Genomic DNA, 14,525 nt, shown 5'->3' with positions numbered 1-14,525 from the left:
TTCAGCGGAGTTTTCCGATAAAAAAAACTCCCTTTTTTGAGTAATTCCGGTATAGTGCGCGCCGGCCTTTAGCCGGGCCACGTTTAGGTAATGCAATTCCCCGAAGTCAGCTTCGGCTGCTTGTCCGCTGCGCGGACTATCCTTGACGATCCATTCATCCAATCGTTTTCGCAAATCCCCGCCGACAAAGCTGCCAGGGTGACTCTTGAGTCTTACACGGCATGCGCAGCTTTGGAGCATGGGTCTTTGCGGATGCACTTAGAGGCAGACCCATGACCCAGGAAATCGGCGGCTTCGCCGCTCTTGAACTTCATCCCAATATTGTCGCTGCAGTAGTCGCTACCGGCTATGAAGAGCCTTCGGCTATTCAGCAGCAGTCGATCCCGATCATCCTTGCCGGTCACGATATGATTGGTCAGGCGCAAACCGGTACCGGTAAAACCGCTGCCTTTGCCCTGCCTATCCTGCACCGCATTGATCCGTCCAAGCGCGAGCCGCAAGCTCTGATCCTGGCCCCAACCCGTGAGTTGGCGCTACAAGTTGCAACCGCTTTCGAAACCTACGCCAAGCAAATGCCGGGCGTGACTGTTGTGGCCGTCTACGGCGGTGCGCCGATGGGCCCACAATTGAAAGCAATCCGTAATGGCGCACAGATCGTTGTCGCCACTCCGGGCCGTCTGTGCGACCACCTGCGTCGCGACGAAAAAGTCCTGGCCACCGTGAACCACCTGGTTCTCGACGAAGCCGACGAAATGCTCAAGCTGGGCTTCATGGATGACCTGGAAGTCATCTTCAAGGCCATGCCTGAGTCACGCCAGACCGTACTGTTTTCGGCCACTCTGCCGCAGTCGATCCGGGCCATCGCCGAGCGTCACCTGAAGGACCCGAAACACGTCAAGATCCAGAGCAAGACCCAGACTGTCACCGCGATCGAGCAGGCTCACCTGCTGGTTCACGCTGACCAGAAGACCTCTGCTGTTCTGAGCTTGCTGGAAGTTGAAGATTTCGACGCCCTGATCATGTTCGTGCGCACCAAGCAAGCGACCCTGGATCTGGCCAGTGCCCTGGAAGCCAAAGGCTACAAGGCCGCTGCGCTGAACGGTGACATTGCCCAGAACCAGCGTGAGCGCGTCATCGACTCCCTCAAGGATGGCCGTCTGGACATCGTTGTCGCGACCGACGTAGCCGCTCGTGGTCTGGACGTACCGCGCATCACCCACGTATTCAACGTGGACATGCCATACGACCCGGAATCCTACGTGCACCGTATTGGCCGTACCGGCCGTGCCGGTCGCGAAGGTCGTGCGCTGCTGCTGGTGACTCCGCGTGAGCGCCGCATGCTGCAAGTGATCGAGCGTGTGACCGGTCAGAAGGTTGCCGAAGTTCGTCTGCCGGACGCCCAAGCTGTTCTTGATGCTCGCATCAAGAAGCTGACCAACAGCCTGTCGCCTCTGGTAGCTGACGCTGAAGCCACCCACGGTGAGCTGCTGGATCGCCTGACTGCCGATATCGGTTGCAGCCCGCGTGCCCTGGCCGCGGCCCTGCTGCGCAAGGCCACCAACGGTCAAGCGCTGAACCTGGCAGCCATCGAGAAAGAGCGTCCACTGGTGCCCAACAGCGCTCCACGTGGTGATCGTCCTGAGCGTTCCGGTGATCGTCCAGATCGTGGTGACCGTGAGCGTCGCGCGCCAATGCCTCTGGGCGAAGGTCGTGCGCGCTGCCGTACCGCACTGGGTGCTCGTGACGGTATCGCCGCCAAGAACCTCTTGGGCGCGATCCTCAACGAAGGTGGCCTGGCTCGTGAGGCTATCGGTCGCATCCAGGTGCGCGACAGCTTCAGTCTGGTAGAGCTGCCGGAAGACGGTCTGGACCGTCTGCTGACCAAGCTCAAAGACACTCGCGTTGCCGGCAAGCAGCTGAAGCTGCGTCGCTACCGCGAAGATTGATCCGCCCTCGGGCTGATTGATCAGGCATAAAAAATCCCCGACTGGTTCGGGGATTTTTTTTGCCTGGGATTTGCAGGCGTCGGCTTGCCGGAGAGCTATCAGCCGAAGCGATAGATATCCATGCCCAGCGCGCCCATGGTGAACCCCTGGTGGGCCACGCTGAATTCGCCACCGGCACCTCGGGCGAAGTACAGCGGCAGCAGGTGTTCATCGCTCGGGTGGCTGCGCACGGCATTCGGTGCCTGCTGCCGATAGTCGTGCAGGGCTGCTTCGTCGTTGGCCGCCAGTTTTTCGATCATCCAGTCACGAAAGACCTTGGCCCAGGGTTCGACACTTTCCGGGCCAGCGTGCCAGTCCAGTTCCCGCAGGTTGTGGGTAATGCTGCCGGAGCCGATCAGCAACACGCCTTGTTCCCGCAGGCTCGCCAAGGCACGGCCGATGCGGGTCTGCAGGGCGGGGCCCAGGCGACTGGGCAGCGACAATTGGATCACCGGGATGTCTGCTTGCGGGTACATCAGCGACAGCGGCACCCAGGCGCCGTGGTCGAAGGGGCGCTGGTTGTCCAGCTGCGCCGGCAGGCCGTCGGCCTTGAGCAGCTCCACCACTTGTGCCGCCAGTTCAGGATCGCCGGGAGCCGGGTATTGCACGGCAAACAGGGCGGCGGGGAAGCCGCCGAAGTCATGCCAGGTTTCCGGATGAGGGTGGGCGCTGACCCGCAGATCCTGGCTTTCCCAATGGGCTGAAACCACCAGGATCGCCTTGGGGCGTGGCAGCTGTGCCGCTAGGTTGGCCAGGGCGGGACCACTGGCACCGGGCTCCAGGGCCAGCATGGGGGAACCGTGGGAGATAAACAGGCTGGGAAGCATGAAGAAGGTCCTGAAGGTTAAGATGCGCCATCTTCAATCAGATCATTGATCTAAATCTAATATAAGTTTTAGCGCTTTTTGATCGAATTTTAAGGACTTCTCATGCACGCGGACTTTTGGCACAAGCGCTGGGAGCGCGATCAGATCGGCTTTCACCTGGCAGAGGTCAATCCCTACCTGCAACAGTACTGGCCGAGTTTGGGCCTGCCCACGGACGCGCGGGTGCTGGTGCCCCTGTGCGGCAAGAGCCTGGACCTGATCTGGCTTGCCAACCAGGGTTTTCAGGTGCTGGGCATCGAGTTGGCGGAGAAGGCCGTTGAGGACTTCTTTCGCGAGCACAATCTAGAACCGCAGCTCAGCCAGCAAGGCGGCTTCAAGGTCTATGCCCATGGTCCGATCCAGCTCTGGTGCGGCGACTTCTTTACCCTGGCTGCCGAGGATATGGCGGGTTGTACCGCACTGTACGACCGTGCCGCGATGATCGCCTTGCCCCCCGAAATGCGTCAGCGCTACGCCGCGCACCTCAATGCTCTGCTACCTGCGGGCTGCAAGGGGCTGTTGATTACCATGGATTACGATCAGTCCCAGTTGGACGGTCCGCCATTCGCGGTACTCGACGATGAAGTCCGTCAGCGGCTCGGGAGTACTTGGCAGCTGGAGGTAGAGGTTGAGCGCGATATTCTTGGGGAGAGCTGGAAGTTTCTCCAGAATGGAGTCACGCGGCTGGTGGAGCGAGTCTATCGTCTGGAAAAGCAGGGCGGACGCTGACAGGTATTTTCCCGCGCCATGCAAAAGGGCGACTCGCGTCGCCCTTTTGGGTGTTTCCGGTTGGCTGATCAGCCGCGACGACGCAGGGCGTCGATACGCTCTTCCAGCGGCGGGTGGCTCATGAACATACGAGCCAGGCCCTGCTTGATACCGCCGTTGATGCCGAAGGCGTTCAGGGTGTCGGGCATATGCACCGGCAGGCCCTGTTCCGAGCGCAGGCGCTGCAGGGCGCCGATCATGGCGTTGGTGCCGGCCAGGCGGGCACCGGCTTCGTCGGCACGGTATTCCCGCTTGCGCGAGAACCACATGACGATGGCGCTGGCGAGAAAGCCCAGAACCAGTTCGGCGAAGATGGTCGCCACGTAGTAGGCAATGCCCTGGCCTTCTTCGTTCTTGAAGATCACCTTGTCGACGAAGTTGCCGATGATCCGCGCGAAGAACATCACGAAGGTGTTCACCACGCCCTGGATCAGTGCCAGGGTCACCATGTCGCCGTTGGCAACGTGACCGATCTCGTGGGCCAGCACGGCCTTGACTTCATCGGGCGAGAAACGCTCCAGCAGGCCTTGGCTGACCGCCACTAGGGCGTCGTTCTTGTTCCAGCCGGTGGCGAAGGCGTTGGCCTCGTAGGCCGGGAAAATACCTACTTCGGGCATCTTGATCCCGGCTTCGCGGGATAGTTGCTCAACGGTTTGCAACAACCATTGCTCATGGCGGGTGCGCGGTTGAGTGATGATCTGCGTGCTGGTGCTCATCTTCGCCATCCACTTGGAGATGAACAGCGAGAACAGCGAACCGGCAAAACCAAAGACCGCACAGAAAATCAGCAGCTGATTGAGGTTCAGGTCAACCCCATTGGCCGCCATGAACCCGTTGAAGCCGAAAAGGCTCAGGGTGATGCTGGCAATCAGCACGACCGCAAGGTTAGTGGCCAAAAACAGCAGGATTCGCATCATGGTTGTAGAAATCTCCTCAAGCTAAAGATGTAGCGTACTGCGGGGTATATAAGGTGCAGCAACGGCCTATTCAATACGGCTTCTATTTCAAACTGTGTCGCTTGGCCCGGGGCTAGACGCTCGCCTTGCAACTTCATCGGGGATTGTCACAGGCGATTGTCAGGCACGGCCAACCCCCGACTTCGGCGCAGACCTTGTGACAGTGGGCAGGGTGGAAAGTGCAAGCTTATAGAAGGGGCGTGGAGCAGGGCAGTGAAGATGTGTTGCTGAATTAATCGCAGTGCGATCGGGTCAGGATCGCACTGCGTCGTACGGATTACTGGCGGTAGGACTTGAGGAAACTTCCGATCCGACCGATGGCCTGTTCCAGGTCATCTACCCGAGGCAGGGTCACCACGCGGAAGTGATCGGGCCAAGGCCAGTTGAACGCGGTGCCCTGGACTACCAGGAGCTTTTCCGAGAGCAGCAGGTCGAGGACGAACTTCTCGTCATTGTGGATCGGGCAGATCTTAGGATCGATCCGCGGGAAGGCGTACAGCGCGCCCATGGGTTTCACGCAGCTCACCCCGGGAATGTCGTTGAGCAGCTCCCAGGTGCGGTTGCGCTGTTCCAGCAGGCGGCCCGGCGGTAGCACCAGATCATTGATGCTCTGGTAACCGCCCAGGGCGGTCTGGATCGCATGCTGGCTGGGCACGTTGGCGCATAGGCGCATGTTGGCCAGCATGTCGATGCCTTCGATATAGCTCAGCGCATGCTGCTTGGGACCGGAAATGGCCACCCAGCCGGAACGGAAACCCGCCACCCGATAGGATTTGGACAATCCGTTGAAGGTCAGGCACAGCAGGTCCGGCGCCAGGGAGGCGGTGCAGATATGCACAGCGTCATCGTAGAGGATCTTGTCGTAGATCTCGTCCGAGAACACCACCAGGTTGTGCTGACGGGCCAGTTCCAGCATGCCCAGCAGCACTTCCTTGGGGTACACGGCGCCGGTGGGGTTGTTCGGGTTGATGATCACCAGGGCCTTGGTGTTCGGGGTGATCTTGGCCTTGATGTCGGCCAGGTCCGGCCACCAGTTGGCCTGCTCGTCGCACAGGTAGTGCACCGGGTTGCCGCCGGCCAGGCTCACCGCGGCGGTCCACAGCGGGTAATCGGGCGCCGGGACCAGCACTTCGTCGCCATTGTTGAGCAGGGCCTGCATGGCCATCACGATCAGCTCGGAGACGCCGTTGCCCAGGTAGATGTCTTCAATGCCAATGCCTTCCACCTGTTTCTGCTGGTAGTACTGCATCACCGCCTTGCGCGCACTGAACAGGCCCTTGGAGTCGCTGTAGCCCTGGGCGGTGGGCAGGTTGCGGATCACATCCTGAAGAATTTCGTCCGGCGCTTCGAAACCAAAGGGTGCCGGGTTGCCGATATTCAGCTTGAGGATGCGATGGCCTTCCTCTTCCAGGCGTTTGGCGTGCTTGAGCACTGGGCCGCGAATGTCATAACAGACGTTGGCGAGCTTGTTCGATTTGCTGACCTGCATGGCGATGTGTTCCCGAAAATGAACGATCCAGGCGGAGGATGAACTACCGTACTGGGAATCCTGCCGTGTCACACCGGCCTGTAGCCCGCACCGGCTGCGGCAAAATCCGTTTGAATGGGTGTAACGCGGCTGCCAGACTGGCGTCTGACGAGGCGCAATCATACGTGCCGCCCGATCCGTGGAAAAGATACAGATCGGGCTTTTTCCGTTGCAGAGGAAGGACCATGGAAAAGCTGGAAAAAACCCTGGAAGAGTGGCGGGCGATGCTCGATCCGGAGCAGTACAACGTCTGCCGGCTCAAGGGCACCGAACGCCCCTTCTCGGGCAAGTACAACGGCACCAAGACCGATGGGGTCTATCATTGCATCTGCTGCAATGAGCCGCTGTTCGACTCCACGGCCAAATTCGACTCCGGTTGTGGCTGGCCGAGTTTCTTTGAACCCATCGCCGACAGTGCCATGGTCGAGATTCGTGACGTGAGCCACGGCATGATCCGGACCGAAGTGGTCTGTGCCAAATGCGATGCCCACCTGGGCCATGTTTTCCCGGACGGTCCGCCGCCCACCGGCTTGCGTTATTGCATCAACTCGGTGTGCCTGGATCTGGTTCCGCGTTAAGTAACAGGGCGATTCTTCGGAGTCGCCTTTCGATTAATTAAATTGCGCACAATTTAATTGGGCGCTATTTTTCCGCCTCTTATCTTGAATGGAATTGCTGCCATGTCCGATTCGCTGCTGACTATTCCCTGCACCACCATCAAGGGTGAACAGAAGACCCTGGCGGACTTCGCCGGCAAGGCTGTGCTGGTGGTCAACACCGCCAGCAAGTGTGGTTTCACCCCCCAGTACAAGGGGCTGGAGGAGCTGTGGCAGACCTACAAGGACCAGGGCCTGGTGGTACTGGGCTTCCCGTGCAACCAGTTCGGCAAGCAGGAACCGGGCAATGAAGGGGCGATTTCCGAGTTCTGCGAGCTGAACTACGGCGTCAGCTTCCCGCTGTTCAAGAAGATCGAAGTCAATGGCGCCGCCGCCCACCCGCTGTTCGTCCAGTTGAAGAAACGTGCACCCGGGGTCCTGGGTTCCCAGGGCATCAAATGGAATTTCACCAAGTTCCTGATTGGTCAGGACGGCAAGCTGGTCAAGCGCTTCGCGCCAGCGACCAAGCCCCAGGACCTGAGCCGCGAGATTGAAGCCCTGCTCAAATGAACGACCTGTCGGTGGATTCACTGAAACTCGATTCCCAGCTGTGCTTCAAACTGTACGCTGCCTCGCGAGCGGTGGTTCGTGGCTACAAGCCGATGCTCGACTGTCTGGGCCTGACCTACCCGCAGTACCTGGTGATGCTGGTGCTGTGGGAGTGGCAGGCGGCGCCTGTGCCGCAGCCAACGGTGAAGGCCCTGGGGGAGCGTCTGTCCCTGGATTCCGGCACCCTGACCCCGCTGCTCAAGCGTCTTGAGCAGCTGCAACTGGTGCAGCGTCAACGCTCAGGGCGTGATGAGCGGGAAGTGCACCTGAGCTTGAGTGAAACAGGCCTGGCGCTGCGGGATCAGGTGCCGCCGCTCAAGGCGGCGCTGCTGTGCGACAGCGGGGTCGACCTCAACAGTCTGGACCAGTTGCGCGACGGCCTCGATCACCTGCTGCAGCAGATCAAAGCCTTGTCGTAGTGGGCACCCACAGATCCAGCAGGGCGATTAGTTCCTCGCGACGGAATGGCTTGGCCAGGTAGTCACTCATGCCCGCCACCCGGCAGCGTTCGCGCTCCTCGGGCATGGCATTGGCGGTCAGGGCAATGATCGGCAAGTCCGGCCAGCGTCCGCTGCGACGGATCTGTCGACTGGCCTCATAACCGTCCATGACTGGCATGTTGCAGTCCATCAGCACCAAGTCGAAGCGGTTGTGTTCCAGCTGGTTGAGGGCCTCGGCGCCATGGGCGGCCACGGTCACGGCGCAGCCGAGCTTGCTGAGCATGCCTTTGGCCACCAGCTGGTTCACCGGGTTGTCCTCCACCAGCAGGATGTCTGCCCGGCGGATCTGCGCCGGCATTTCCAGCTGGGCGTCATTGAGGGTAATGGTTTCCGCCAGCAACGAGCGGCGCAGGGTCTGATACAAGGCATTGCGCGCCAGGGGGCGAGCCTGTTGCTGCAGCGGCGCCAGGGCGCTGGCCTCTTCGCTGGGCAGGAAGCTGCCATAGGCGGTCACCAGCAGGATCGGCGCGGTAATGGCCGGGCGCAGGCCGAACAGGCATTCCGGGCAATCGGTGATCAGCAGGTCGGGGTCGAGCCCGGCCAGCGAGTCCTCGATGTCGTAGCGCTGGTAGTCGAGCCCCCAGGTCGGCAGCAGGGAACCCAGCAGTTCAGCCAGGCCGCTGCCGGCGTCGGTGATGGCGATGATCTTGCCGGACAGCGCCGGTGGCGCAACGGCCGGGGTGTGGCACGGCAGCGGCAGATCGGCGCAGAACTGACTGCCGAAGCCCACTTCCGAGCTGATGCTCAAGCGCCCGTTCATGGCCTCGCAGAGGTTGTAGGTCAGGGCCAGTCCCAACCCCGTGCCGCCGTATTGGCGAGTGATACCGGCGCCCGCTTGGGTATAGGGCTGGAAGATCCGCACCTGGGCTTCCTGGGCAATGCCGATGCCGGTGTCGCAGATCTCGATACGCACTCCGTCGCCCAGGGTGCTCAGGCGTACATCGACCCGGCCGAAGCGGGTGAACTTGAGGGCATTGGACAGCAGGTTGCTGACGATCTGCCGCACCCGCATCGGGTCCCCCAGCACCAGGGCCGGAAAGTCCGGGGCGATCAGGCAGGCCAGTTCCACGCTGGCTGCCGCGTTCTGCGACAACAGGTTGGCGGTGTCCTCCACCAGCACCCCGAGGTCGAAGGGGATGCGCTCCAGCTCCAACTGCCCAGCGTCGAACTTGGACATGTCGAGAATATCGTTGAGCAGCTCCACCAGGACTTTGCCGGAGTCGTGGGCGATGGACAGTTGCTGGCGCTGTTCGGGGTTCAGCGGGCTGTCCAGGGACAGGGCGATCATTCCCAGCAGGCCGTTGAGCGGTGTGCGGATCTCGTGGCTCATGTTGGCCAGGAACGCAGCGCGGGCCTGGGCCATGTCCAGGGCGGTGCGCCGGGCGACTTCCAGCTCCTCGTTGGACTGGCTGAGCCGGGCGTTGCTGGCCTTGAGTTCGGTGGTGCGTGCCGAGACGATGTTTTCCAGCTGTCCGAGGTATTCGGTCAGGCGGTTCTCGGCATTGCGTCGTTGCTGGATCTCGGTGGCCATGATCTCGAACTGCTGGTTGGCCACCTTGACCAAGACCCCGACTTCATCGTTCTCGTGGCCGTGGGGAAACTCCAGTCTGGTCTGTTGCGGGCTGCGTGGGTCACGGCTGCTGAGCTCGCGGATTACCCCCACCAGGGGTTTGGTCAGCATCACGTAGAACAGGGCCAGGAGAATCCCGGTGAGGATCAGGCTACGGGCGAAGCCGTTGATCAGGGTGACCTCGGCGCGGCGCAGGAAGCGGCTGCCGAAGGCGTAGGTGTCGACGTCCAGGTGCAGGGTGCCGAGAGACTCCTCGGGCAGGTGGCTGAGGTACAGACGGTCCTCGAACTGCCGGTCGGCACCGAACAGGAAGTCGCTGAGGGCCCGGTAACGGCTCTGTTGCGCGGGCCGTTCGACGTTGGCCAACAGGGTATTGTTGTTGTCGATGAGCTGCGCACGAATGATCGCCGGGGAACGCAGCAGGCCCAGGGTCAGTTCCTGGGCCAGTTCGGAGTCGATGTTGTAGGCAATACGTGAGGCCGGGTTGTGACTGATTTCCAGCAGTGACTGAATTTCACGATTGATGGAGGCATCTTCGCTGGCATAATCGATGCCGATTTGCAGCAGACTGAGCGCGGTCCCCAGAATGAAACCCACCAGCACGGTGAGCCGTGCCTGTTTATAGGACAGGCGGTTGGTGAACTTGATATCCATGGGGGGCTGAACCACTTTCGTTTCCCTTCGCTGCGCAAGCATAGCTGATCATCTTTGGTTGCCGGCCTGGCCTGGCAGCAGCTGATAAGGCGATAGACCCTTTGATCAGGACGGCGTTTGGTCTGTGTGACGCATCATTACCTTGAACGTGCCTGAGGAAAAGTCGTGGATGCCCGATTGAATGCATTTCTTGAACGTGCCGATGCTGTCCTGGCCCGGATCGAACCGCTGCTGCCCACCTTGCGCCAGAGCATCGACTGGAACCAATGTCTGGCAGCCCGTTGGCAGCGTGAAGGCCGCAGCGGCTTCCTGCTGCCCCTGGAAGTCAGCCTGGATATGCGCCTGAGCGATCTGATCGGGGTCGACAAGCAGCGCGAGCAGTTGGCACGCAATACCCAGCAGTTCCTCGACGGCCTGCCGGCCAACCATGCCTTGCTCTGGGGCTCCCGTGGCACCGGTAAATCCTCCCTGGTGCGTGCCTTGCTGGCCGAGCACGCCAAGGGCGGTCTGCGGCTGATCGAGATCGAGCGCGATCACCTGGCGGACCTGCCGCGGGTGGTGGAGCAACTGGTCAAGCTGCCCCAGCGTTTCGTGCTGTTCTGCGACGACCTGTCGTTCGAGGCCGGCGAGGGCGACTACCGGGTGCTCAAGAGCGTACTCGATGGCTCCCTGGAGCAGGCTCCGGAAAACGTGCTGTTGTACGCCACCTCGAACCGTCGGCACCTGGTGCCGGAAAAGGAAAGCGACAACGAGAACTGGAAGCGCGTCGACGGCGAACTGCACCCCAGCGAAGCGGTGGAGGACAAAATTGCCCTGTCGGACCGCTTTGGCCTGTGGCTGTCGTTCTACCCTTTCACCCAGGAACACTTCCTCAATGTGGTGGAGCACTGGATCGGCGAGCTGGCGAGCAAGGCGGGCCTGAAGTGGCAGCGCGACGAGGCCCTGGACATTCTGGCGGTGCGCTGGGCCACGGGCCGGGGCAACCGTAACGGCCGTTGTGCCTATCAATTTGCCCGCTATTGGGTGGGTTTGCAGTTGTTGGAGCAAAAAGCATGATCGATTTGCAAAGCGCCGGCCAAGGCCTCAATGGCTATGGGTTGCTGTGCGCACAGCTGGAGTCGCTGTTGGCCGATGAACGCGACTTTATCGCCAATGCGGCGCAGTTCTCGGCGTTCCTGTTCAGCCAGTTGGATGACCTGAACTGGGCGGGGTTCTACCTCAACCGCAACCAGGAATTGGTGCTCGGCCCGTTCCAGGGCCAGATCGCCTGCGTGCGGATTCCCTTTGGCCGTGGGGTGTGCGGCACTGCTGCGGCCACCCTGCAGACCCAACGAGTGGAAGACGTGCATGCCTTTGCCGGACACATCGCCTGTGACAGTGCTTCCAACAGCGAGTTGGTGGTGCCGTTGCTCAAGGATGGCCGGCTGATCGGCGTGCTCGACCTGGACAGCCCCAAGCTGGCCCGCTTCAGCGTGGCGGACCAGGCGGGGATCGAGCAACTGGCAGCGATCTTCCTGCGCCTGAGCGACTGCTGACGTCTAGCGGGCGCTCAAGCCCGCCTTCTGCAACAGTGCGTCCTGATCCACCGGGTCCACCTGCTGCGGCGCCAGGAAGCGTTCGGCGTAGCGCTGGTAGATCCGTTGCTGGATGAACAACTCGAACAATTCCGGGTCGATGTGGGCGTCGCGGCACATCATGGCCATGATGTTCAGCGCTTCACTCAGGGTCTTGCCCTTCTTGTAGGGACGGTCTGCCGCAGTCAGGGCCTCGAAAATATCGGCAATCGCCATCATCCGCGCCGGCAGGCTCATCTGCTCGCGCTTGAGCTGTTTGGGGTAGCCGCTGCCGTCCATTTTCTCGTGATGGCCGCCGGCGATCTCCGCCACGTTCTGCAAGTGGCTGGGGAAGGGCAGGTGCTCGAGCATGATGATGGTCTGCACGATGTGGTGGTTGATCACATAGCGCTCCTCGGCGGTCAGCGTGCCCCGGGGAATGCTCAGGTTGTACAGCTCGCCACGGTTGTACTTGTGGGCCGGCATCTGGAGCTTGAAGCCCCAGGGATTGTCCGCCGCCATGATCTCCACGGCACTGCGCTCCAGCAGATGTTCCGGCTTGTCCGCCAGCAGTCGCTCCTGCACCGGCAGGCTGGGCGCCGGTGTGCGCTCCTGGCGTTGCTGCTCTTCCCAGGAAACTCCCAGGCGATCATCCAGGGTCCGGCTCCAGGTGCGCTGGGCGATGTTCTGCAAGCGCTGCTGGTCGGCCTCGGCCATGAACTCGGCCCCCAGATTGCAGCGCGCGACAAAAGCGAAATCCTCATCCAGGACCTGCAGGCGGGCGTCGCGCTCGGCGGCCTGGGTGGATGCCTCGGCGCCTTCGGCCACGGCCCGCCAGTAGTCGATCCAGGCATCGCGCTTGAGCACTTCGAAGCGGGTGCGGATTTCATGAATCCGGTCATTCAGGGTTTCCAGCTTGGTGGCCTTGTCCACCACGTATTCCGGGGTCGTGACCTTGCCGCAGTCATGCAGCCAGGCGGCGATATGCAAGGCTTCCCACTCGTCGTCGCTGGGTTGGTAGGCGGCGAACCTCGGGTCCTGGCTGGCGGCAGCGGCTTCGGCCAGCATCAGGGTCAGGGCCGGCACGCGCTGGCAGTGGCCGCCGGTGTAGGGACTCTTGGCATCGATGGCACCGGCCAGCAACTGGATAAAAGCGTCCAGCAACTGCTTCTGCTTGTTCTGCAGGCGCTGGCTCTCGATGCACAGCGCGGCGGTGGCGGACACGGCCTGGATAAAGGCGATACGGTCTGGGCTGAGTTTGTCCAGGTCAGCCTCGGTGCCGCTGTCCACCAGAAACAGCAAGAGCATGCCCACCGTTTCGTTGTGCCGATTGCGCAAGCGGATGCCCACCAGATGGGCGCTGGGACTGTCCAGGGCCAGTAGCACGCTTTGCAGGCTGCCGGCCTGTTCGAAACCCAGGGTCGTGACCACATTGTCGTTGTCGGTCAATTGATGCAGCCAGTCCGGGAGTCTCGGGTCCGTCAGGTCCTTGGTGGCGATATTGAAGCGCGGCAGGTCCTGAAGTTGCCCATCGATGATCAGGCCATAGGGCTCCAGGCGCGAACCCTTGCTTTCCGAGAGGTAGATCAGCCCGGCCTGGGCCTGGGCGATCTTCACGGTCTCGAACAGCACCCGTTGCAACAGGGGATCGAAGCGGGTTTCGGCGGACAGACTGGCGTTGATCTCGAAGAAACTGGCCAGGGTCTCCTTCATCCTGGCCATGGACAGGCTCAGTTGGTCCACCTCCAGCACGGGCGAGCGCCGCGACACCGGGTAGTCGAAATTGAAGCTGCGGATGGCATCCGCCTCCTGTACCAGGGCGTGCAGTGGCCGCACCAGAATGCGCGAGATCAGCCAGCCCAGGGGCAGGCACAGCAGCAGGGTGGTCAGCGTGATCAAGGCCCCTTGCCAGCGCAGGCGGTAGGCATCGGCCAGCAGTTCGTCCTCGGGCACCAGCAACGCCAGTTGCAGCCCGCCGGGTCCGCCTTCGGCGATATGGCTGCTGGCGACTATCCAGTTGCGTCCCAGGGCCTGCAAGTGACCGTCAGTGGTCTGCCCCTGCAACAGGGCATTGAGCACCGGGTTCAGGTCGTTGCCCTTGATCAGGCGCGCGCTGCGTTGCTCCAGCAGCAGCTTGTGGCTTTCGGGGTAGGCCACGACGTTGCCCTGGTCATCCAGCAGCGCCACCTCGGTGGCCGGTGTGACCCGGTGCTTGGCCAGGGTCGACGACAGTTGTTCGAGGGTCAGATCGGCGGCGATCACCGCCATTCTGCCGCTGCGCCGGGCCAGGGTGGTGCCGACGTTGAGGGTGGAATAGAACACATAGGGTCGGGTGGTGATCTGGTCGGCATCGCTTCGGGCGCTGGAGAACCAGTCGCGGGTTCGCGGGTCGTAGCGCTCGTCGGAGTGTTCCAGGCGGTCGATCAGGGACAGCCCTGCGTCATAGAACAGCGACTGGGAGTGAACCTGGCCGCTGCTGGCATTGCGCTCGATGCTCCAGACTTCGTAGGCACTGTCCGGCGGGGCATGGAGCTTGTCCTTGATCTCGGCGTTGCGCAGTGGCCGCACCATGAAGAAGTCGCCATTGGCATATCCCAGGTACAGCGAGGCCAGGTCCGGGTTGTCCAGCAACGACTGGCTGAACGGTCTGAGCAGCGCCAGGCGCTGTTCCAGGTTCGAAGCCTGGGCCGCCGGACTGTCCGCCAGCAGGCTGAGCAGGTGGCGTATGGGGTTGTAGGTGGATTTCAGGTCGCTGCGCACATCCTGTTCGATGCGCTGGAAGAGCTTTTCACTGCTGCCCAGAATGATGCGGGTGGTCTGTTGGTAGTTGTAGATACCCAGCACTACGCCAGTCAGGAGCAGCAGCAGGGTGAACATCGCGCTGATATGGATATGAAGAGGAAAGCGACGTTGTGCAGGCGGTGGCGTGCTCGGCATTCC

At 61.6% G+C, this 14,525-nt stretch carries 12 protein-coding genes; 7 read left to right on the top strand and 5 right to left on the bottom strand.

Going from position 1 to position 14,525, the window contains the following annotated elements:
• Positions 1-272 precede the first annotated feature (272 nt).
• Complete coding sequence (locus ACSSVC_RS26230) at positions 273-1,946, top strand: DEAD/DEAH box helicase (protein ID WP_016968524.1); 1,674 nt, start codon at positions 273-275, stop codon at positions 1,944-1,946.
• A 98-nt stretch (positions 1,947-2,044) separates the two neighbouring features.
• On the opposite strand, the gene ACSSVC_RS26225 is transcribed toward ACSSVC_RS26230, so the two are convergent.
• Positions 2,045-2,812 (bottom strand): DODA-type extradiol aromatic ring-opening family dioxygenase, encoded by a 768-nt coding sequence (locus ACSSVC_RS26225; protein ID WP_346632160.1) that lies wholly within the window; start codon positions 2,810-2,812, stop codon positions 2,045-2,047.
• Between the two features lie 102 nt (positions 2,813-2,914).
• Between ACSSVC_RS26225 and ACSSVC_RS26220 the strand changes: the two genes are divergently transcribed.
• Positions 2,915-3,580, top strand: coding sequence for a thiopurine S-methyltransferase (locus tag ACSSVC_RS26220; protein WP_346632159.1), 666 nt, complete (start codon positions 2,915-2,917; stop codon positions 3,578-3,580).
• A gap of 68 nt (positions 3,581-3,648) precedes the next feature.
• Here ACSSVC_RS26220 and htpX read toward each other — a convergent pair whose 3' ends face one another.
• Together htpX and ACSSVC_RS26210 are read right to left on the bottom strand one after the other, a co-directional pair.
• Entirely contained in the window at positions 3,649-4,536 is an 888-nt protein-coding gene (htpX, locus tag ACSSVC_RS26215) for a protease HtpX (RefSeq protein ID WP_016965069.1), read from the bottom strand.
• Positions 4,537-4,852: 316 nt separating this feature from the next.
• Positions 4,853-6,064: a pyridoxal phosphate-dependent aminotransferase gene (locus ACSSVC_RS26210; protein WP_123727067.1), complete on the bottom strand. Its 1,212-nt coding sequence runs from the start codon at positions 6,062-6,064 to the stop codon at positions 4,853-4,855.
• 224 nt (positions 6,065-6,288) lie between these two features.
• Here ACSSVC_RS26210 and msrB point away from each other — a divergent pair, with 224 nt between their 5' ends.
• The 3 genes from msrB (at position 6,289) to ACSSVC_RS26195 (ending at position 7,727) form a co-directional block, all read left to right on the top strand.
• Entirely contained in the window at positions 6,289-6,681 is a 393-nt protein-coding gene (gene msrB / locus ACSSVC_RS26205; RefSeq protein WP_123727068.1) for a peptide-methionine (R)-S-oxide reductase MsrB, read from the top strand.
• Between the two features lie 102 nt (positions 6,682-6,783).
• Positions 6,784-7,269 carry a glutathione peroxidase gene (locus ACSSVC_RS26200; protein WP_492611673.1) on the top strand — a complete coding sequence of 162 codons (486 nt, stop codon included), beginning with the start codon at positions 6,784-6,786 and terminating at the stop codon, positions 7,267-7,269.
• A complete protein-coding gene (locus tag ACSSVC_RS26195) occupies positions 7,266-7,727 on the top strand; it encodes a MarR family winged helix-turn-helix transcriptional regulator (RefSeq protein ID WP_346632158.1) in 462 nt (153 codons plus the stop codon). Before ACSSVC_RS26200 ends, ACSSVC_RS26195 begins: the two co-directional genes overlap by 4 nt.
• Here the strand turns inward: ACSSVC_RS26195 and ACSSVC_RS26190 are convergent.
• Positions 7,711-10,032, bottom strand: a complete 2,322-nt coding sequence (locus ACSSVC_RS26190; RefSeq protein WP_346632157.1) for a hybrid sensor histidine kinase/response regulator — start codon at positions 10,030-10,032, stop codon at positions 7,711-7,713. The two genes, ACSSVC_RS26195 and ACSSVC_RS26190, sit on opposite strands and share 17 nt — an antisense overlap.
• 165 nt (positions 10,033-10,197) lie before the next feature.
• Here ACSSVC_RS26190 and ACSSVC_RS26185 point away from each other — a divergent pair, with 165 nt between their 5' ends.
• A complete protein-coding gene (locus ACSSVC_RS26185; RefSeq protein WP_123727072.1) occupies positions 10,198-11,088 on the top strand; it encodes an ATP-binding protein in 891 nt (296 codons plus the stop codon).
• Positions 11,085-11,567: a GAF domain-containing protein gene (locus tag ACSSVC_RS26180; protein ID WP_346632156.1), complete on the top strand. Its 483-nt coding sequence runs from the start codon at positions 11,085-11,087 to the stop codon at positions 11,565-11,567. The genes ACSSVC_RS26185 and ACSSVC_RS26180 overlap by 4 nt, the downstream gene beginning before the upstream one ends.
• Positions 11,568-11,570: 3 nt before the next feature.
• Here the strand turns inward: ACSSVC_RS26180 and ACSSVC_RS26175 are convergent, their stop codons facing one another.
• A complete protein-coding gene (locus ACSSVC_RS26175; protein WP_492611672.1) occupies positions 11,571-14,522 on the bottom strand; it encodes an HD domain-containing phosphohydrolase in 2,952 nt (983 codons plus the stop codon).
• Positions 14,523-14,525 lie beyond the last annotated feature (3 nt).

The organism is Pseudomonas sp. E1BtOHC1 (assembly GCF_058744285.1).
The sequence above is the reverse complement of the archived record's forward strand: the minus strand, read 5'-3'. Positions and strand labels throughout refer to the sequence as shown.